Source organism: Vibrio sp. Y58_MX_L22 (genome assembly GCF_024181865.1).
In the GTDB taxonomy this organism is placed as follows: Bacteria; Pseudomonadota; Gammaproteobacteria; order Enterobacterales; family Vibrionaceae; genus Vibrio; species Vibrio alginolyticus.
Genome location: NZ_JAMZAN010000005.1, coordinates 399,072 through 416,912 on the forward strand (window position 1 = coordinate 399,072; position 17,841 = coordinate 416,912).

Annotated in this window: 20 protein-coding genes and 1 pseudogene; all 21 read left to right on the forward strand. The window is 45.6% G+C overall.

Annotation, left to right across the window (positions count from 1 at the left end; all coding sequences use genetic code 11):
• Positions 1–10 precede the first annotated feature (10 nt).
• Positions 11–898 (forward strand): MinD/ParA family protein, encoded by an 888-nt coding sequence (locus tag NL626_RS14560; RefSeq protein ID WP_005380498.1) that lies wholly within the window; start codon positions 11–13, stop codon positions 896–898.
• Entirely contained in the window at positions 891–1,625 is a 735-nt protein-coding gene (locus tag NL626_RS14565) for an RNA polymerase sigma factor FliA (protein WP_005380499.1), read from the forward strand. Before NL626_RS14560 ends, NL626_RS14565 begins: the two co-directional genes overlap by 8 nt.
• A 45-nt stretch (positions 1,626–1,670) precedes the next feature.
• Positions 1,671–2,039, forward strand: coding sequence for a chemotaxis response regulator CheY (cheY, locus tag NL626_RS14570; RefSeq protein ID WP_017635949.1), 369 nt, complete (start codon positions 1,671–1,673; stop codon positions 2,037–2,039).
• 118 nt (positions 2,040–2,157) lie between these two features.
• On the forward strand, positions 2,158–2,898 hold the full coding sequence (locus NL626_RS14575; RefSeq protein WP_005380502.1) for a protein phosphatase CheZ: 741 nt from the start codon (positions 2,158–2,160) through the stop codon (positions 2,896–2,898).
• Positions 2,899–2,907: 9 nt separating this feature from the next.
• Complete coding sequence (locus NL626_RS14580; RefSeq protein WP_085569740.1) at positions 2,908–5,154, forward strand: chemotaxis protein CheA; 2,247 nt, start codon at positions 2,908–2,910, stop codon at positions 5,152–5,154.
• Between the two features lie 29 nt (positions 5,155–5,183).
• Positions 5,184–6,296: a chemotaxis response regulator protein-glutamate methylesterase gene (locus tag NL626_RS14585; RefSeq protein WP_005380504.1), complete on the forward strand. Its 1,113-nt coding sequence runs from the start codon at positions 5,184–5,186 to the stop codon at positions 6,294–6,296.
• 8 nt (positions 6,297–6,304) lie between these two features.
• On the forward strand, positions 6,305–7,084 hold the full coding sequence (locus NL626_RS14590; protein WP_005380505.1) for a ParA family protein: 780 nt from the start codon (positions 6,305–6,307) through the stop codon (positions 7,082–7,084).
• On the forward strand, positions 7,074–8,144 hold the full coding sequence (locus NL626_RS14595) for a chemotaxis protein CheW (protein WP_253657470.1): 1,071 nt from the start codon (positions 7,074–7,076) through the stop codon (positions 8,142–8,144). The genes NL626_RS14590 and NL626_RS14595 overlap by 11 nt, the downstream gene beginning before the upstream one ends.
• A gap of 35 nt (positions 8,145–8,179) precedes the next feature.
• Positions 8,180–8,674, forward strand: a complete 495-nt coding sequence (locus tag NL626_RS14600) for a chemotaxis protein CheW (RefSeq protein ID WP_005380507.1) — start codon at positions 8,180–8,182, stop codon at positions 8,672–8,674.
• Between the two features lie 13 nt (positions 8,675–8,687).
• On the forward strand, positions 8,688–9,182 hold the full coding sequence (locus tag NL626_RS14605; protein ID WP_025998721.1) for a DUF2802 domain-containing protein: 495 nt from the start codon (positions 8,688–8,690) through the stop codon (positions 9,180–9,182).
• Positions 9,183–9,472: 290 nt separating this feature from the next.
• Positions 9,473–10,090 carry a cytochrome c biogenesis heme-transporting ATPase CcmA gene (gene ccmA / locus NL626_RS14610; RefSeq protein ID WP_005380511.1) on the forward strand — a complete coding sequence of 206 codons (618 nt, stop codon included), beginning with the start codon at positions 9,473–9,475 and terminating at the stop codon, positions 10,088–10,090.
• 1 nt (position 10,091) lies between these two features.
• Positions 10,092–10,760, forward strand: a complete 669-nt coding sequence (gene ccmB / locus NL626_RS14615) for a heme exporter protein CcmB (RefSeq protein WP_005380512.1) — start codon at positions 10,092–10,094, stop codon at positions 10,758–10,760.
• A gap of 109 nt (positions 10,761–10,869) precedes the next feature.
• Positions 10,870–11,613, forward strand: coding sequence for a heme ABC transporter permease (locus NL626_RS14620; RefSeq protein WP_213894387.1), 744 nt, complete (start codon positions 10,870–10,872; stop codon positions 11,611–11,613).
• An 11-nt stretch (positions 11,614–11,624) separates the two neighbouring features.
• Positions 11,625–11,831: a heme exporter protein CcmD gene (ccmD, locus tag NL626_RS14625; protein WP_005380515.1), complete on the forward strand. Its 207-nt coding sequence runs from the start codon at positions 11,625–11,627 to the stop codon at positions 11,829–11,831.
• Positions 11,828–12,313: a cytochrome c maturation protein CcmE gene (gene ccmE, locus NL626_RS14630; RefSeq protein ID WP_005380516.1), complete on the forward strand. Its 486-nt coding sequence runs from the start codon at positions 11,828–11,830 to the stop codon at positions 12,311–12,313. Before ccmD ends, ccmE begins: the two co-directional genes overlap by 4 nt.
• On the forward strand, positions 12,310–14,286 hold the full coding sequence (locus NL626_RS14635) for a heme lyase CcmF/NrfE family subunit (RefSeq protein WP_017635943.1): 1,977 nt from the start codon (positions 12,310–12,312) through the stop codon (positions 14,284–14,286). The genes ccmE and NL626_RS14635 overlap by 4 nt, the downstream gene beginning before the upstream one ends.
• A 1-nt stretch (position 14,287) precedes the next feature.
• Positions 14,288–14,842: a DsbE family thiol:disulfide interchange protein gene (locus NL626_RS14640; protein ID WP_005380518.1), complete on the forward strand. Its 555-nt coding sequence runs from the start codon at positions 14,288–14,290 to the stop codon at positions 14,840–14,842.
• Positions 14,839–15,324 carry a cytochrome c-type biogenesis protein gene (locus NL626_RS14645; protein ID WP_005380519.1) on the forward strand — a complete coding sequence of 162 codons (486 nt, stop codon included), beginning with the start codon at positions 14,839–14,841 and terminating at the stop codon, positions 15,322–15,324. Before NL626_RS14640 ends, NL626_RS14645 begins: the two co-directional genes overlap by 4 nt.
• The gene (ccmI, locus tag NL626_RS14650) at positions 15,324–16,538 is read left to right on the forward strand and encodes a c-type cytochrome biogenesis protein CcmI (protein WP_253657471.1); all 1,215 of its coding nucleotides are present in this window, start codon (positions 15,324–15,326) and stop codon (positions 16,536–16,538) included. The genes NL626_RS14645 and ccmI overlap by 1 nt, the downstream gene beginning before the upstream one ends.
• Before the next feature lie 216 nt (positions 16,539–16,754).
• The gene (locus tag NL626_RS14655) at positions 16,755–17,528 is read left to right on the forward strand and encodes a VacJ family lipoprotein (RefSeq protein WP_005380523.1); all 774 of its coding nucleotides are present in this window, start codon (positions 16,755–16,757) and stop codon (positions 17,526–17,528) included.
• A 119-nt stretch (positions 17,529–17,647) separates the two neighbouring features.
• A pseudogene (locus tag NL626_RS14660) lies at positions 17,648–17,841 on the forward strand (IS3 family transposase); the annotation flags it as partial.

Genomic DNA, 17,841 nt, shown 5'->3' on the forward strand with positions numbered 1-17,841 from the left:
GCGGACTACTATGACTGAGAATATGATACACGATCAAGCAAGCGGCCTCCGTCGCTTAACACAACCATCGTTGACCAAAGTGATTGCTGTTACTGGCGGCAAAGGTGGTGTGGGGAAATCAAACGTAACACTGGGTCTGGCGATTTGTATGGCTCGCCAAGGCAAGAAGGTGATGGTTCTCGACGCTGATTTAGGTCTGGCCAATGTGGACGTGATGCTCGGAATTCGTGCAAAACGTAATCTAGGACATGTCTTAGCGGGTGAATGTGAGCTAAAAGATGCGATTGTCGAAGGGCCTTATGGTATAAAGATAATTCCTGCAACTTCTGGCACACAGAGCATGACAGAGCTTTCTCACGCTCAGCATGCTGGACTCATTCGAGCATTTGGTAGTCTTGAAGACGAAATGGATGTCCTGCTGATTGATACCGCTGCTGGTATCTCTGACATGGTAATCAGTTTTTCGCGAGCAGCTCAAGATGTGGTTGTAGTTGTGTGTGATGAACCGACGTCAATCACAGATGCCTATGCATTAATCAAGCTGTTGAGTAAAGAACACCAAGTTCAACGCTTTAAAGTTGTAGCAAATATGGTCAGAAGCTACCGTGAAGGGCGAGAATTGTTTGCAAAGTTGACACTAGTCACAGAGCGATTCTTGAATGTTAGCCTTGAACTCGTAGCATGTATTCCATTAGATGATAAAGTACGACAGGCTGTAAAAAGACAAAAAATTGTCGTTGATGCGTTCCCACGCTCGCCTGCCGCTTTAGCTATCAGCTCACTAGCAAACAAAGCGTTGACGTGGCCACTACCGAAAACACCAAGTGGACACTTGGAATTTTTTGTGGAAAGGTTGCTAAATCGTACCGAATTCGCAGAGGACCCTTTTGGTGAATAAAGCGATAACCTATGACCAACATGGCAAATTTAATAGCCAGCAGGCGTTCATTGAACGTTATTCAGTGTTGGTTAAGCGCATTGCTCACCACCTACTAGGCCGTTTACCGCCGAGTGTTCAGGTAGAGGATTTAATTCAGGCCGGCATGATCGGTCTTATCGAAGCTCAGCAGAATTATGATGGTTCTAAAGGTGCGAGCTTTGAAACTTATGCAGGTATCCGTATTCGTGGCGCAATGTTAGATGACATGCGTAAAGGCGATTGGGTACCGCGTTCTGTTCATAAAAATAATCGAGAGATTAACCAAGCGATTGCGGAGCTGGAAGGCGAATTAAATCGAGATCCTACTGATTCTGAAGTAGCCACGCATCTCGGTATGACACTGGATCAATATCATAGTGCTCTTACCGATATCAACTGCTCAAAATTAGTCGGTATTGAAGATTTAGGCGTTTCTGATGATGTGATTTCACCGGCGGATGAAACCGATGACAGCAACCCATTCAAAGGGGTAGTTGATGAATCATTTCGAAAAGCACTGGTTGAATCAATAAAACAGCTTCCAGAGCGTGAAGCTTTGGTTCTTTCGCTTTATTATGATGAAGAACTCAATTTGAAAGAAATTGGCGATGTGTTAGGCGTAAGCGAATCTCGCGTAAGTCAAATACTGAGTCAAGCGATGCAACGTTTACGTACCAAGCTCAGTGCGTGGACACAAAATGACTAAAAACACTGATTTTACGATTCAGTGGAGGCAATTTTGAATAAAAACATGAAGATCCTTATTGTTGATGATTTCTCAACAATGCGCCGTATTGTTAAAAACCTGCTTCGTGACTTGGGTTTCAATAACACTCAAGAAGCGGACGATGGTTTAACCGCATTACCAATGCTGAAAAAAGGTGACTTCGATTTTGTTGTAACTGACTGGAACATGCCAGGTATGCAAGGCATCGATTTGCTTAAACACATCCGCGCGGATGCAGAACTTAAGCATCTGCCAGTTCTAATGATCACGGCTGAAGCGAAGCGTGAGCAGATCATTGAAGCTGCTCAAGCAGGTGTAAACGGCTACATTGTTAAGCCATTTACTGCTGCAACATTAAAAGAAAAATTAGATAAAATTTTCGAGCGTTTATAACTCTCTCTTTCTCTTTGTTATTCGAGTCATTCATACCAATTATTAAATACCTATTAAATGACTCGTTTAGCGTTTTCAAAGTGATAAGAAGAACTAAACGTAAAAGGGTCTATTCAGAATGATCTCACTAGAGCAGGCGAAGTCACTCGTTCAAATGCTAGAAAACGGGGAACAAGACCAAGCCAATATGCTTGTTGCCTCGATCTACGAAGGTGCCGATAACCCAATGCTGCAAGAAATTGGAGCGTTAACTCGAGACCTTCACGAATCACTCAAGCAGTTCAGTCTCGATCAGCGCATGACCGAAATTGCGAAAGACGAAATCCCTAACGCTAGGGATCGTCTCAATTATGTGATCGAGAAGACAGAGCTTGCAGCCAACAAAACAATGGATGCGGTCGACTGCTGCCTTCCTATCGCTGACAACCTGCATGATTGCCTTCTAAAAGTTCGTCCTCAATGGAATGAACTCATGCACGGGCGCATAGAATTAAGCGAATTTAAAGCACTGTGCCACCGAATCGACGGGCTATTAGTGCAAGTCGAAGGTGACAGCACTGAATTGCGCGGCCAATTGACCGAAATTCTCATGGCGCAAGACTTCCAAGACCTAACTGGCCAAATCATTCGCCGCGTAATTACATTGGTTAATGAAGTTGAAGGCCGCTTAGTGGAAATCCTAACCGTATTCTCTGGAAATAAACTTGAAGAACACATTCAAGTTTTGTCAGAACCGGCAGATAAAAAGAATACACAAACAAGCGAAGCCGAAGGCCCGATTCTTCATCCAGAACTGAGAGAAGATGCGGTTTCATCGCAGGACGAAGTCGATGACTTGTTGTCCAGTCTTGGATTTTAAAGGTAACGTATGAGCTACGATTTAGACGAAGATATTCTTCAGGACTTTCTCATTGAGGCTGGGGAAATTCTCGAGCTGCTTTCTGAGCAGTTGGTTGAATTGGAAAATAACCCAGAAGACAAAGACTTACTTAATGCTATTTTCCGCGGGTTTCATACCGTAAAAGGCGGTGCCGGCTTCCTTTCATTGGCAGAGCTAGTCGATACTTGTCATGGTGCGGAGAACGTGTTCGACGTTTTACGAAACGGTCAACGCACGGTAACGCAAAACTTAATGGATACGATGCTAAAAGCCTTGGATACGGTTAATACCCAGTTCCAGGCTGTTCAAGATCGTGAGCCGTTAGAAGCTGCGGACCCTGAGCTTCTTGAAGAACTTCATCGTCTATGCAAACCTGAGTCAGAAGATGAAGTAGCGGCAACCGTAGTTGAAGAACCAGTGGCTACTCCAGAGCCTATTATTCCCGAGCCTATCATCGAAGAACCTGCTGCGCCGTCAGCACCATCAAGTGTCGGCTCTGTTGATGAAATTACCCAAGACGAATTCGAAAAGCTACTTGATGAGCTTCATGGTAAAGGTTCAGCGCCAGGCACCTCAATGTCTGCGACACCTACAACGCCATCTGAACCGCCTCAATCGAGTGCGCCATCAGTTGAAAGTGGTGATATCACTGATGATGAGTTTGAACGTTTACTCGATGAACTGCACGGTGTAGGAAAAAGCCCTTCTACGGCAGAGGCTGCTGCATCTGCATCTGCATCCGTACCAGTAGAGCCACCCAAAGCGGCAGAGCCTTCCGCTCCAGTGGCATCTTCATCAAATCAAGACAGTGACTTAATGACGGACGAAGAGTTCGAAAAGTTACTCGATGAGCTACATGGTTCAGGTAAAGGCCCAACGCTAGAAGAATTGGACATGGCAACGAAGCCTGCTTCAGCAAACGTAGAGCAAAGCCCTGCGAAACCTGAGCCTGTTGCTAAGCCAGCACCTGTTCAAGCAGCGCCAGCACCAAAGCCAGAATCTAAACCAGTCGCGGTAAAAGAAGAAGCCAAAGCACCAGCGGTTAAAAAACCTCAGGCTGAAGCAACCGTTCGTGTTGATACCTCGACGCTTGATACCATCATGAACATGGTGGGTGAGCTCGTATTGGTGCGTAACCGTCTACTAAGCCTTGGTTTGAATAGCGACAACGAAGAGATGTCCAAAGCGGTCGCTAACCTTGATGTGGTAACTGCGGATCTACAAGGCGCGGTAATGAAAACGCGTATGCAGCCAATTAAGAAAGTGTTTGGCCGTTTCCCACGCGTTGTCCGTGACTTGGCTCGTAACCTAAATAAAGACATCGTGCTAGAAATGCGCGGTGAAGAAACCGATCTCGATAAAAACCTTGTAGAAGCATTGGCCGATCCGTTGATTCACTTGGTGCGTAACTCGGTTGATCACGGTATTGAAATGCCAGACGCACGCGCGAAGGCAGGCAAATCACGCACAGGTAAAGTGATTTTGTCAGCATCGCAAGAAGGGGACCATATTGAACTATCCATCGTAGATGATGGTGGCGGTATGGACCCGAACAAACTGCGTGGCATCGCGGTGAAGCGTGGCATGATGGATGAAGATGCGGCGGCACGTTTAACAGATAAAGAGTGCTTCAACCTTATCTTCGCACCTGGCTTCTCAAGTAAAGATAAAATTTCTGACATTTCTGGTCGTGGTGTGGGTATGGACGTGGTTAAGACGGCGATCAATACCTTAAACGGTTCAATCGATATCGATTCTGAGCTAGGCAAGGGCACTAAGATTACGATCAAAGTACCACTAACGTTAGCGATTTTACCGACTCTGATGGTTGGTGTTGGCGGTCATCCTTTTGCTCTACCACTGGCTTCGGTGAGTGAAATTTTCCACTTGGATCTTAGTCGTACAAACGTGGTAGATGGTCAGCTGACGATCATTGTGCGTGAGAAATCTATCCCACTATTTTACTTACAAAACTGGTTGGCATCCAAATCGCAAAACGTTCAAGAGCGTACTGGTCACGGTCACGTGGTGATTGTACAGATTGGTAACCAGCGCGTTGGTTTTGTTGTGGATACGCTTATTGGTCAAGAAGAAGTGGTTATTAAGCCACTCGATAATCTATTACAAGGCACTCCAGGTATGGCTGGTGCGACAATTACTAGCGATGGCCATATTGCATTAATTCTAGATGTGCCTGATTTACTTAAGCGATATGCTGCGGCTTCACGCCTTTAAGCAAAGCTGACGTTATTAAAAGGAATAAGATGGCGATTAAAGTACTAGTCGTTGATGATTCGAGTTTTTTCCGACGTCGCGTGAGCGAAATCATCAACTCAGAATCGCGCCTAGAAGTGATTGACGTTGCGGTAAATGGTAGAGAGGCGGTTGAGAAAGCCAAATCTCTCAAACCTGACGTCATCACTATGGATATTGAAATGCCAGTGATGGATGGCATTACAGCTGTACGTGAAATTATGGCCGCTGCTCCAACGCCAATTCTAATGTTTTCGTCCCTGACCCACGACGGGGCGAAAGCTACGCTTGATGCGCTAGATGCGGGCGCATTGGACTTCTTACCGAAAAAGTTTGAGGACATTGCGCGTAACCGTGAAGAAGCGGTGTCATTACTTCAACAGCGTGTGATTCAGATTGCCTCGAAGCGCGCTTTCATGCGTCGACCTATCGCTCGCCCAACAGCGAGTACCAGCACGACTACTCGATCATTAGGTTCAAGAACGGCTTCACCTGTGACTCCAACACCAACTCGACCTGCTGCGACAAAGTACCGTGCTTCTGGTAAGAAGTATCAACTGACGGCAATTGGCACATCAACAGGTGGCCCCGTTGCTCTACAAAAAATTCTGACGCGCTTGCCGATGAACTATCCGCATCCGATTGTATTGATTCAACACATGCCAGCAACGTTTACTGCTGCGTTTGCCAGTCGTTTGAACACCTTGTGTAAGATTCAAGTGAAAGAAGCACAAGATGGCGATGTGTTACAGCCCGGTGTGGCATACCTTGCACCAGGTGGGAAACAAATGATGGTAGATGGACGAGCGGGCGCTGCTCGTCTTCGCATTATTGATGGCGGCGATCGCATGAACTACAAACCATGTGTGGATGTGACTTTTGGTTCTGCCGCAAAAGTATATGGCGACAAAGTGCTCTCTTTAGTGTTGACAGGCATGGGTGCAGACGGTCGTGAGGGCGCTCGCATGTTGAAGTCTTCAGGCTCAACAATTTGGGCACAAGATGAAGAAAGTTGTGTTGTTTATGGCATGCCCCAAGCGGTTGCTAAAGCAGGCATTTCTTCAGAAGATTTACCGCTTGACCGCATTGCTGAACGCATGTTGGTGGAAGTTGGCCTAGCTTAGGATTCATCATGATTGTTTGGAGTGTAGCTAACCAGAAAGGAGGCGTGGGTAAAACCACCTCAACAGTGACATTGGCGGGCTTATTGAGCCAGAAAGGCCATCGAGTATTGATGGTTGATACTGATCCTCACGCCTCACTGACTACTTATCTCGGTTATGATCCTGATGCAGTAACTTCGAGCCTATTTGATTTATTCCAGTTGAAGACGTTTTCTCGTGAGACGGTTAAACCGTTGATTTTAGAAACAGAGCTGGAAGGAATGGATATCATTCCCGCGCATATGTCCCTTGCCACGCTTGATCGCGTAATGGGTAATCGCAGTGGTATGGGATTAATCTTAAAACGGGCGCTGCAAACTGTCTCACAAGACTATGACTATGTGTTGATTGATTGTCCGCCAATCCTTGGCGTGATGATGGTGAACGCGTTGGCAGCCAGTGACCGAATTTTGATTCCTGTTCAAACAGAGTTTTTGGCGATGAAAGGTCTAGAGCGCATGATGCGTACGCTAACCATTATGCAAAAATCTCGCCCGGGCGGTTTCAAAGTGACTATCGTCCCAACCATGTACGATAAGCGCACGAAAGCGTCATTGCAGACATTGATGCAACTGAAAAAAGATTACCCAAATCAAGTGTGGACCTCAGCGGTGCCTATTGATACCAAGTTCCGCGATGCCAGTTTAAAGCACTTGCCAGCGTCGCATTTTGCATCTGGTAGCCGTGGTGTGTTTGCCTATAAACAGCTACTGATTTACCTGGAGAGGTTGGCGTTCGATGAGCAGTAATGATGTGCTGTCCAGTGAACAAGCACTTGATGACTACTTTAATGCATTACTGGATGATGAAACTGAAATAACGACTCTTGAGGAAGACCTTGACCTGTTGGCTCAAGAGGTATCATCTGCAGAGCCAGAGCCAGAGCCAGAGCCAGAGCCAGAGCCAGAGCCAGAGCCAGAGCCAGAGCCAGAGCCAGAGCCAGAATTGCAGCTACAATACTCGGAGCCAGAAACGTACCAGTTTCAAGAAACATATCCGCCAGAGTTGGAAGCTCCAAACCTGGAAGATGTTCAAAGGCTATTAAGTCAGCTTGAAGCAAGCAACCCAGTGGCTGAGTTGGATATTGATCGTATTCTTGAACAAAATACGATTGATATTGCAGCAGAGATAAAAGCGGCTGAGCCTGAGGTACAAACCTTTAGTGAGGTGTCTGAGCTTCAGGGTGTTGAGGAAATACAGGACTGGGTGATTGATGAGCCAGTTTTTGAGGAAGCTCAACCAGAGGTGGATGAACCTCACGCAGTGATCGAACAAAGTATCAATATAGAATCGAACGTCGATACTGAACTCGAAACACAAGCAGATTCCGATATACCAACGGCCTGGGAGAGTACGAAGCGAAGTGAGGACTTCCAAGTTCTTTACTTTGATGTGAATGGTGTCACGTTTGCTGTACCTCTTGATGAGTTAGGTGGTATTCATCGCATTAGCGAGCTTAACCATTTGATAGGAAAACCCGCCTGGTATTTGGGGCTACAAACAAATCGCGAGCAACAGTTTGATGTCGTCGATACCGCGAAATGGGTGATGGCAGATAAGCTTCGTGATGATAGCTATAAAGATAACTACCAATATGTCGTCATGCTTGGTGAGAGCATGTGGGGGTTGGCCAGTAACCAATTAATGGGGACTGAAACGCTTAATATCGACAAGGTTCGCTGGCGTGAGCAGGCGGGTAAACGCCCTTGGCTAGCGGGCATGGTAAAAGAAAAAATGTGTGCCTTAATTCATGTCCAGGCGCTCATTGACATGCTAAACGCCGGTTTAGATGTCAAATCACTGAATTAGATTTAAGTCGGGAACGACATTAACGAGGATTAACTATGTCTCAAGCTTTTGAAGTAGAAGTGAAGAAAGATGCATCGAATGACGAAGTTCTTCAGTGGGTGACGTTCCAGCTAGAAGAAGAAACGTACGGCATCAACGTAATGCAAGTTCGTGAAGTACTTCGTTATACTGAAATTGCCCCTGTTCCAGGTGCACCAGATTATGTACTTGGTATCATCAACCTACGCGGTAATGTAGTTACTGTTATCGATACACGTTCACGTTTTGGCCTGATGGAAGGCGAAGTCACCGACAACACTCGTATTATTGTGATCGAGTCTGAGCGTCAAGTGATTGGTATCTTAGTAGATAGCGTGGCAGAAGTCGTTTATCTGCGTTCTTCTGAAATTGATACGACGCCTTCAGTTGGTACCGACGAGAGTGCGAAGTTCATCCAGGGTGTGAGCAACCGTGACGGCAAGCTTCTTATCCTTGTGGATTTGAACAAGCTGCTAACAGATGACGAGTGGGACGAGATGGCTCACCTTTAATGGCTGAATGATGATGGCTGAAGAGACTCTTTTATCTGCTCCATTCCTTGCGGGTGGCGTCGCTTTTATCGTGTTAGTATTGGTTGTTTTGCAACTGCGGATTCGCTCGGGGTTACAAAAGCAGTTAGACCAACAACGAGCTCAATCTCGACACGCAGATAAAGAAGTGCAAAAGTTGAGTAAGCAGTTACTCGAAGTGCGCTCGGTTGTCGTTGGTCTTGGGCAAAAAGTGACGGAGCAACAAGACATTATTCAGCACTTAAACGAGAGAATTCGCGAACTCGAACACGCTGATACTGATGGTCGCTTGTACAGTCGCGCTTCTAAAATGGTACAGCTTGGCGCTGATATCAACGAGCTGATTGAAGAGTGCGAACTACCAAAAGCCGAAGCTGAGTTGATGCTTTCACTGCAGAAGAAACTGGCAGGGAAAGAGAAGATTCCACCATTAAGTGGTCAGCCATCAGATGACGCAGAATATCCAGCGCGTGGACGTCGTCGACGCTAAAGGTTATCAAGCGATAAAAAAGAGGCGTTATTACGCCTCTTTTTTTGTTTTTAGCCGCTAATGCTCTTCTTAAATACACCCCTAGATAACCTTCAGTCGATCTTGCTCTTAGCTCTGGCCTCTCAAATTCAAAATGAGCGCTTATAACTACTTATAGTTAATTTTATTAAAGTGTGATGATTAATTAACAAAAATACATGAACTTACATGTAACCTAGCCCTCTTATCCTGTTTTGTCATAACTAAGCTGTGCTAATATAGCGGCTCGTTCATTTTTTAGTTGAAGCTCTATGTTAGAAGTGTCTAACCTGACAGCAATCCGTGATGAAAGGGTTCTGTTTGAAAACCTGCAGTTTGAAATTAAGCCTGGTGAATTGGTCCAGATCGAAGGGCGTAATGGTACTGGTAAAACTACATTGCTACGGATTGTGACAGGGTTAGGTGATAGAGAAGAAGGTGTCATTAAATGGAAAGGAGAAGAGGTTGAAAAATCTCGTGATGTTTTCCATCAAGATCTGCTTTTCTTAGGACATCAAACAGGAGTGAAACGAGAGCTTACCGCATTAGAAAACTTACGTTTTTATCAATCTATTCAAAATAATCGCTCTTCAGACGAAGAAATCTTTATCGCTTTGACTCAAGTAGGATTAGCTGGTAGAGAAGATGTGCCTGTAGCACAACTTTCCGCAGGTCAGCAACGACGAGTCGCATTGGCAAGGTTATGGCTCAGTAAGCAAATTTTATGGATCTTAGATGAGCCGTTGACTGCCATTGATAAGCAAGGTGTCAAGGTGCTTGAATCTTTGTTCGCAAGTCATGCTGATAATGGCGGTATTGTTGTGTTGACGACGCATCAAGATATGTTTGCGGACAGCCCGAAACTTAGAAAAATAAAGCTGGGTGACTGATATGATTTCCTCGATGACCACCATCATTCGTCGTGAGCTCCTAATCGCATTTCGCCGTCAGGCAGACATTCTGAACCCGCTGTGGTTCTTTATTATTGTCATTACTCTCTTTCCTCTGAGTATTGGACCAGAGCCTAATTTGTTAGCACGTATTGCAGCGGGCATCGTTTGGGTTGCCGCATTGCTGTCCGCCTTATTATCATTAGAGCGTCTATTTCGTGATGATTTTCAAGACGGTGCACTAGAACAAATGATGCTAATGCCGATTCCATTGCAACTTGTAGTGGTTTCAAAGGTCATAGCACATTGGTTGTTAACAGGGTTACCTCTGATTTTAATTAGCCCATTATTGGCGGTTTTACTTTCGCTCGACTTCAATACTTGGCTATCGGTTGTATTAACCTTGATGATCGGTACACCAACACTAAGTTTTATTGGTGCCATTGGTGTGGCGTTGACTGTTGGGTTGCAAAAGGGTGGCGTTCTTTTGAGTTTGCTTATTCTTCCGCTCTACATCCCAATTTTGATTTTCGCAACATCGGCAATTGATGCTGCCGCACTCGGTATGGCGTATAACGGTCAACTAGCGATTTTAGGTGCGATGCTAATGGGGGCGATGACATTAACGCCTTTTGCCATCAGTGCCGCATTACGAGTTAGTGTCAACTAACTCAATAAAGTGCCAATGAAGCGGCGCTTGATCAAAGAATTATTATTAAAGCACTGCTACGGTCTCAACCCTTTAGACAGTGTCCCTGAAGTAAGAGTGAGAACAAAACATGTGGAAATGGCTACATCCTTATGCCAAGCCAGAAGCAGCTTATCGTTTGAGTGGTAAGTTTCTGCCTTGGTTTTCTGTATTGGCCCTCGTATGCTTATCGGTTGGTACGGTTTGGGGGCTTGCATTTGCGCCTTCAGATTACCAACAAGGTGACAGTTTCCGAATCATCTACATTCATGTCCCATCAGCTATTTGGTCTATGGGCGTTTATATGTCGATGGCGATCGCTGCATTTATTGGCCTAGTATGGCAAGTTCGCCTATCTGATATGGCGGCACTTGCGATGGCTCCGATTGGTGCAGTATTTACTTTTATTGCTCTACTTACAGGTGCTGTTTGGGGCAAGCCTATGTGGGGCACTTGGTGGGTATGGGATGCCCGTCTTACATCTGAATTGATTCTTCTATTTCTCTACCTTGGTGTGATTGCGCTTTACCATGCGTTTGACGATCAAAAAACCGCCGCAAAAGCTGCTGGTATTTTAGCGATCGTAGGCGTAGTAAACCTACCTATCATTCACTTTTCCGTGGAATGGTGGAACACGCTTCATCAAGGTGCGACGATCACGAAATTTGAACAACCTTCTATTTCACCCGACATGCTTTGGCCGTTATTGCTGAACATCTTTGGCTTTGCGTTCTTCTTTGGTGCCGTGACGATGGTCCGTTTTCGTAACGAAATCATCAGTAAAGAAAGTCACCGCCCTTGGGTGCGCAAACTCGCAACAGAACAAACTCAGTGAGGTAACTGATTATGCATTTTGAATCTCTGAGCGACTTTTTTGCCATGGGTGGCTACGCATCATACGTATGGAGTGCGTTTGGTATTACTTTCTTATCCATGCTGATTCTTCTGATCACTAGCCTTCGCCGCGGTGATGCATTATTGAAAGAAGTGAAAGCAAAAATTGACCGTCAAGCTCGTATCGACGCAGCGAAGAACATGGAGAACACCTTATGAACCCGAGACGTAAAAAGAGGCTAGGTATTGTACTAGCGATCTTTATCGGTATTAGTGCCACCATTGGTTTGATACTTTATGCGCTTAACCAAAATATGGACCTTTTCTATACTCCAACGGAATTGGTTAATGGTAAGCCAGATGGCACCAAGCCAGAAGTAGGCCAGCGTCTGCGTATCGGTGGAATGGTGGTTGTGGGCTCAGTTCGTCGAGATCCTAATTCTTTGAAAGTGAGTTTTGACCTGCACGATGTCGGTCCGAAAGTGACGATTACCTATGACGGTATTCTTCCTGACTTGTTCCGTGAAGGGCAGGGTATTGTTGCTCAAGGTGTACTGAAAGATGCCACGACAGTTGAGGCATTTGAGGTCCTAGCGAAGCACGATGAAGAATACATGCCACCAGAAATTGCAGAAGCGATGAAGAAAACGCATGAACCGCTTCAATACAGCACCGAACAGAAACAAGGAAGCGGCCAATGATTGCTGAAATCGGTCACTTTGCTCTCATTCTTTCGCTTGCAATGGCAGTGCTGTTGAGCGTATTGCCATTGTGGGGAGCATCGAATAATAACACCATGCTAATGAACACAGCGCGACCGCTATCTTGGTCTATGTTCCTGATGCTGTTGTTCTCTTTCGCCATTTTATGTTGGGGATTTTATACCAACGACTTCACGTTACAGTATGTAGCGAGCAACTCGAATAGTCAGCTTCCTTGGTACTACCGTTTAACCGCAGTATGGGGTGCACACGAAGGTTCACTGTTGCTATGGGTTTTAATCCAAGCTGCTTGGACTGTCGCTGTAGCGACGTTTAGTCGTGGTATGCCGCAAGAGTCGGTTGCACGTGTACTTGCTGTTATGGGCATGATCTCAGTGGGTTTCCTACTGTTTATCATCTTAACGTCAAATCCATTCCTACGTACGTTACCGTTCTTCCCGGTTGACGGACGTGACTTGAACCCTCTGCTTCAAGACCCTGGTTTGATTGTTCACCCGCCAATGCTTTACATGGGCTATGTTGGTTTCTCGGTTGCATTCTCTTTTGCGATCGCATCCCTAATGACCGGACGCCTTGATACGGCTTGGGCTCGTTGGTCTCGTCCTTGGACAACCGCTGCATGGGTATTTTTAACACTTGGTATCGCACTAGGTTCTTGGTGGGCTTACTACGAACTTGGCTGGGGTGGCTGGTGGTTCTGGGACCCAGTAGAAAACGCATCATTCATGCCTTGGTTAGCGGGTACCGCATTAATGCACTCTCTTGCCGTGACAGAAAAACGCGGCACATTTAAAGCGTGGACGGTACTATTGGCAATCTCTGCATTTTCGTTGAGTTTGTTGGGCACCTTCTTAGTCCGTTCCGGTATTTTAGTATCGGTGCACGCGTTCGCGTCTGACCCGTCGCGCGGTATGTTTATTCTAGGCTTCCTCGTTTTCGTTATCGGCGGCTCTTTATTGCTGTTTGCCGTAAAAGGGGCAGCAGTGCGTGTACGAGGTAACTTCGACTTAGTCTCACGTGAAAATGCGCTCTTAGCCAACAACGTATTACTTATCGCCGCTCTTGTTGTGGTGTTAGTGGGGACACTGTTGCCGCTCGTACACAAGCAGCTTGGTTTGGGGTCGGTTTCTATCGGTGCGCCATTCTTTGACATGCTATTTGCGTGGTTAATGATGCCATTCGCTTTCCTGCTTGGTATTGGTCCTCTTATTCGTTGGAAGCGAGACAATTTATCTAAACTTGTGAAACCAATGCTCGTTTCAGGTGTGCTTGCTTTCGCTTTGGCCGCGCTATGCGTGTACCTGTTTGCCGATTTCTTCTCAACCATGGCTTACATTGGTTGGGTGATGGCGATTTGGATTATTGCGATGCATGGCTTTGAATTGTACGAGCGTGCAACGCACCGTCATAGCTTTAGTGAAGGTGTTCGCAAGCTGCAACGTAGCCACTGGGCAATGATGTTGGGTCATGTTGGTCTGGCGGTATCTGTTATCGGTATTGCGATGGTACAGAACTACAGCATCGAGCGAGATGTACGTTTAGCACCTGGCGAACACTTCCAAATTCAAGGTTATGATTTCTACTTCTCAGGCTTGCGTGATAAAGATGGTCCAAACTACGATGGCTACATCGCAGACTTTGAGATCACACATGATGGCAAATACGTGAATACGCTTCACGCAGAGAAGCGCTTCTACCGTACGGCTAAGTCTATGATGACTGAAGCAGCCATTGACCGTGGTATTAGCCGCGACCTATACATTGCAATGGGTGAACGTTTAGACGACAACCGATCTTGGGCTGTTCGTATTTACTATAAACCGTTCGTTCGTTGGATTTGGGCTGGCTCTTTGATTATGGCATTAGGCGGCGCACTAGCGATTTCTGATAAACGCTACCGCTTCCGTAAATCGCCGAAGAAAAATGCGAAGTCAAAAGAGCAGGAGGCATAACATGAATAAGAAAATCTTATTTATTCCGCTTGTCGCTTTCATGATTCTAGCGGGCATTTTCGCAACCCAATTAATGCGTAACCAAGAGGGCGATGATCCAACTAAATTGGAGTCGGTTTTGGTTGGCAAGCCAGTTCCTGAGTTTCATTTAGAAGACCTGGCTGAGCCTGGAAAACAGTACGACCAATCAATTTTTAAAGGTGAACCGTTGCTCTTGAACGTTTGGGCAACGTGGTGCCCAACGTGTTATGCAGAGCATAAATACCTAAACGAATTGGCGGGTAAGGGCGTTAAGATCATCGGTATGAATTACAAAGATGATCGTAATAAAGCAATAGGTTGGCTGAATGATCTCGGCAACCCGTACTTGATCAGCCTATTTGATGGCAGTGGTATGCTTGGCCTTGACCTTGGCGTTTATGGTGCTCCAGAAACATTCATTATTGATGCAAATGGTGTGATTCGCTATCGCCATGTAGGGGATGTAAACCCACGTAATTGGTCAGAAACACTGGAGCCGCTTTACAACAAATTGGTTGAGGAGGCGAAGCAATGAGAAAGCTAATTCTTGCCGTTTTTGCTGCGATGACATTATCTCTTGCTGCTCACGCTGCCATTGAAGTGTACGAGTTCGATAACTTGGAACAAGAACAGCAGTTCAAAGAGTTAAGCCATACGCTCCGTTGCCCTAAATGTCAGAACAACACGATCTCGGATTCTAACGCTGAACTTGCTCAGGACTTACGCCATAAGGTGTACGAAATGACCAAAGAAGGTAAGTCCAAAGATGAGATTGTTGATTACATGATCGCCCGTTACGGTAACTTCGTGACTTACAACCCACCATTTACGGTCGCGACTGCGATTTTGTGGCTAGGGCCACTCGCTGTAGTACTGGGTGGTTTTGGTTTGATTGTACTGCGTAGCCGTAAATCTAAAGTTAAGGCAAAAGCGAGCAGTGACGAGCAATGGGATGAGCAAAAAGAAGCTCGTTTAAAAGCATTGCTTGAAGAAGAGAACAACGGAGATAAGAAGTAATGACACTATTTTGGATTTCCACCGTTGCTCTCACGCTTATTGCTTGTGCGCTGGTGGCTTTGCCGCTGCTTAAACAAAAAGTGAACAATGATGATGTGTTACGCGATGAGCTCAACAAGGCATTTTATAAAGACCGACTATCTGAGCTTGCAGAAGAAACTGACGAAGGTCTGGTTGAAAGTGAAGACGAACTGATTTCTGATCTAAAGCAATCACTGCTTGACGATATCCCTGGTGATAGAGCGCAAAAAGAAACCAAGGTTTCTCCAATCGCAGTTTTAGTTCCATCGGTAATTCTGACGGTGGTGCTGAGCTATGGTTTGTATTATAAATTTGGCGCGTCAGACGATATTGTTCAATGGCAAGAAGTGTCTGCAAATCTACCTGAGTTATCGAAAAAGCTGATGTCGGCTTCTTCTGAGCCGCTGAGTGACGATGAAATGGCGGATTTGACCCTTGCCCTTCGAACTCGCTTACATTACCAGCCGGAAGACTCGACAGGTTGGTTACTGCTAGGTCGTATTGCGTTAGCAAATCGTGATGTCACCACAGCTATCGATGCGATGGAAAAATCGTACCGCCTAGAGCCAAAAGACCCAGATGTGATGTTGGGTTATGCACAAGCTCTGATGCTGTCTCAAGAGGAAATGGATCAAGCGGCGGCTCGCTCATTACTCGGCAAGCTGATGCAGCAAGACTATGTCGATCTGCGTGTGTTTTCTTTGTTAGCGTTCGATGCGTTTGAGCGTCAAGACTTCCCGGCAGCCATAAAGTACTGGGGAATCATGCAGCAAATGATTGGTCCAGAAGATAGCCGCTACGAGATGTTGTCACGCAGTATTGAGAGTGCTCGTAAGCAAATGGGCGAAGCGGTTTCACCGGATAAGAGTGTAGCTGTGACAATTAATGTGGCACCAAATGCTCAGTTGGATCCAAACGCAGTTCTGATTGTGTCAGTACATCGTTCAGATGGCTCTCCAATGCCTGTGGCTGCTGCTCGTTATCCGCTAGGTACTTTCCCTCGCACAGTCGTATTAGATGATGGCAATGCCATGATGCAAGGGCAAAAGTTATCTTCACTCGATAAGCTAATCGTCCGTGTGCGTGTAGATTCTGACGGTAACGTAGCAACGCGTGATCAAGATTGGCACGGAGAAAGTGACGTCGTTGAATTTGGCGCACCAGTAGAAGTGACCATTGATCAGCAGTATTAATTGTTAACATCTGTCTCTGAAACATGACAACGAGGTAGAGTCAGTTGCCTTTAGTGGTATGACTCTAAACGATCGAGTAGAATACCGAAGGCCAGCGATTGCTGGCCTTTATTTATTCCCATATCTGAGTCATCTTTACTATGTATCCTGCTCAACATACGTACAATGGTTAATCGGGGTGACTTAGGTACATTAATAGTCGTTATGGAAAATAAAATGTATAACAAGGGTAAATCTACCTTCTTGTTGCTGTTAGCCGTTGGACTGGTTGGCTGTTCAAGTGCGCCTGATGAAGCAGTAACAGGACAAGAAACAAATCAAACGACTTCTGATGTGTATGACCCGTTGGAAGGCTTTAACCGAACCATGTGGGAACTCAACTACGAATATTTAGATCCGTATTTGGTTCGTCCTGTATCACTTGCGTATGTAGAATACACGCCAGTTCCTATTCGTTCTGGTATCGCTAACTTCTTATCGAACTTAGATGAGCCAGCAAGCATGGTTAATAACTTAATCATGGGTAATGGTACGAAAGCCGTGGACCACTTTAACCGTTTTTGGATTAACTCGACGTTCGGTATTTTCGGTTTATTCGATATTGCAAGTGCCGCGGGTATTACGAAGTACGACGAGAAAGCGTTCAGTGATGCAGTAGGCCACTATGGTGTTGGAAATGGTCCTTACTTCATGGTTCCAGGTTATGGTCCGTATACCTTACGTGAAGTGACAGATACCGTAGATAGTACGTATTTACCCCTCTCTTATCTCAACTTCTGGGCGAGTTTGGGTAAGTGGGCGTTTGAAGGAATGGAGAAGCGTGCTTTATTAGTACCGCAAGAAGCGCAGCTAGACTCGTCGCCGGATCCATATATTCTAACTCGCGATGTTTATATCCAGCGTCAAAACTTTAAAGCAGAAGTTGAAACGGTAGAAGAAGTTAACATCGAAGAAGAAGAGTATTTAGATGAATATCTAGAAGACTTTTAAGCGTTGTTCTTCACAATAGAGAAATGAAAAAAGGCTTAGCTGATGCTAAGCCTTTTTTGTATTTTGTGTGCCGTCCTAAATAAGGTTGACACTTTCTACCCCCAAAATTGGAGAGTGTTATGAAATCAACAACTAAAAGAACTCAGCGCGATTACTCCCTCGCTTTTAACTTACTGTAGTTGATGAGGTTGGAAAAGGAAGCCTCACTTACAAACAAGCCCAAGAGAAGTATGGCATCCAAGGTTGCTCTACGGTTTTGGTTTGGCTTCGTAAGCATGGTCGACTAGATTGGTCTAAAGGGACACCTAACTTT

Excerpts from the sequence above, each read along its gene's own strand:
- ccmI (WP_253657471.1), top strand. The coding sequence starts at position 15,324 with ATGACACTATTTTGGATTTCCACCGTTGCTCTCACGCTTATTGCTTGT.
- NL626_RS14585 (WP_005380504.1), top strand. The coding sequence starts at position 5,184 with ATGGCGATTAAAGTACTAGTCGTTGATGATTCGAGTTTTTTCCGACGT.
- NL626_RS14640 (WP_005380518.1), top strand. The coding sequence starts at position 14,288 with ATGAATAAGAAAATCTTATTTATTCCGCTTGTCGCTTTCATGATTCTA.
- cheY (WP_017635949.1), top strand. The coding sequence starts at position 1,671 with ATGAAGATCCTTATTGTTGATGATTTCTCAACAATGCGCCGTATTGTT.
- NL626_RS14560 (WP_005380498.1), top strand. The coding sequence starts at position 11 with ATGACTGAGAATATGATACACGATCAAGCAAGCGGCCTCCGTCGCTTA.
- NL626_RS14600 (WP_005380507.1), top strand. The coding sequence starts at position 8,180 with ATGTCTCAAGCTTTTGAAGTAGAAGTGAAGAAAGATGCATCGAATGAC.
- ccmE (WP_005380516.1), top strand. The coding sequence starts at position 11,828 with ATGAACCCGAGACGTAAAAAGAGGCTAGGTATTGTACTAGCGATCTTT.
- NL626_RS14590 (WP_005380505.1), top strand. The coding sequence starts at position 6,305 with ATGATTGTTTGGAGTGTAGCTAACCAGAAAGGAGGCGTGGGTAAAACC.
- NL626_RS14645 (WP_005380519.1), top strand. The coding sequence starts at position 14,839 with ATGAGAAAGCTAATTCTTGCCGTTTTTGCTGCGATGACATTATCTCTT.
- NL626_RS14595 (WP_253657470.1), top strand. The coding sequence starts at position 7,074 with ATGAGCAGTAATGATGTGCTGTCCAGTGAACAAGCACTTGATGACTAC.
- NL626_RS14580 (WP_085569740.1), top strand. The coding sequence starts at position 2,908 with ATGAGCTACGATTTAGACGAAGATATTCTTCAGGACTTTCTCATTGAG.
- ccmD (WP_005380515.1), top strand. The coding sequence starts at position 11,625 with ATGCATTTTGAATCTCTGAGCGACTTTTTTGCCATGGGTGGCTACGCA.
- NL626_RS14575 (WP_005380502.1), top strand. The coding sequence starts at position 2,158 with ATGATCTCACTAGAGCAGGCGAAGTCACTCGTTCAAATGCTAGAAAAC.
- ccmB (WP_005380512.1), top strand. The coding sequence starts at position 10,092 with ATGATTTCCTCGATGACCACCATCATTCGTCGTGAGCTCCTAATCGCA.
- NL626_RS14620 (WP_213894387.1), top strand. The coding sequence starts at position 10,870 with ATGTGGAAATGGCTACATCCTTATGCCAAGCCAGAAGCAGCTTATCGT.
- NL626_RS14655 (WP_005380523.1), top strand. The coding sequence starts at position 16,755 with ATGTATAACAAGGGTAAATCTACCTTCTTGTTGCTGTTAGCCGTTGGA.
- NL626_RS14605 (WP_025998721.1), top strand. The coding sequence starts at position 8,688 with ATGGCTGAAGAGACTCTTTTATCTGCTCCATTCCTTGCGGGTGGCGTC.
- ccmA (WP_005380511.1), top strand. The coding sequence starts at position 9,473 with ATGTTAGAAGTGTCTAACCTGACAGCAATCCGTGATGAAAGGGTTCTG.
- NL626_RS14635 (WP_017635943.1), top strand. The coding sequence starts at position 12,310 with ATGATTGCTGAAATCGGTCACTTTGCTCTCATTCTTTCGCTTGCAATG.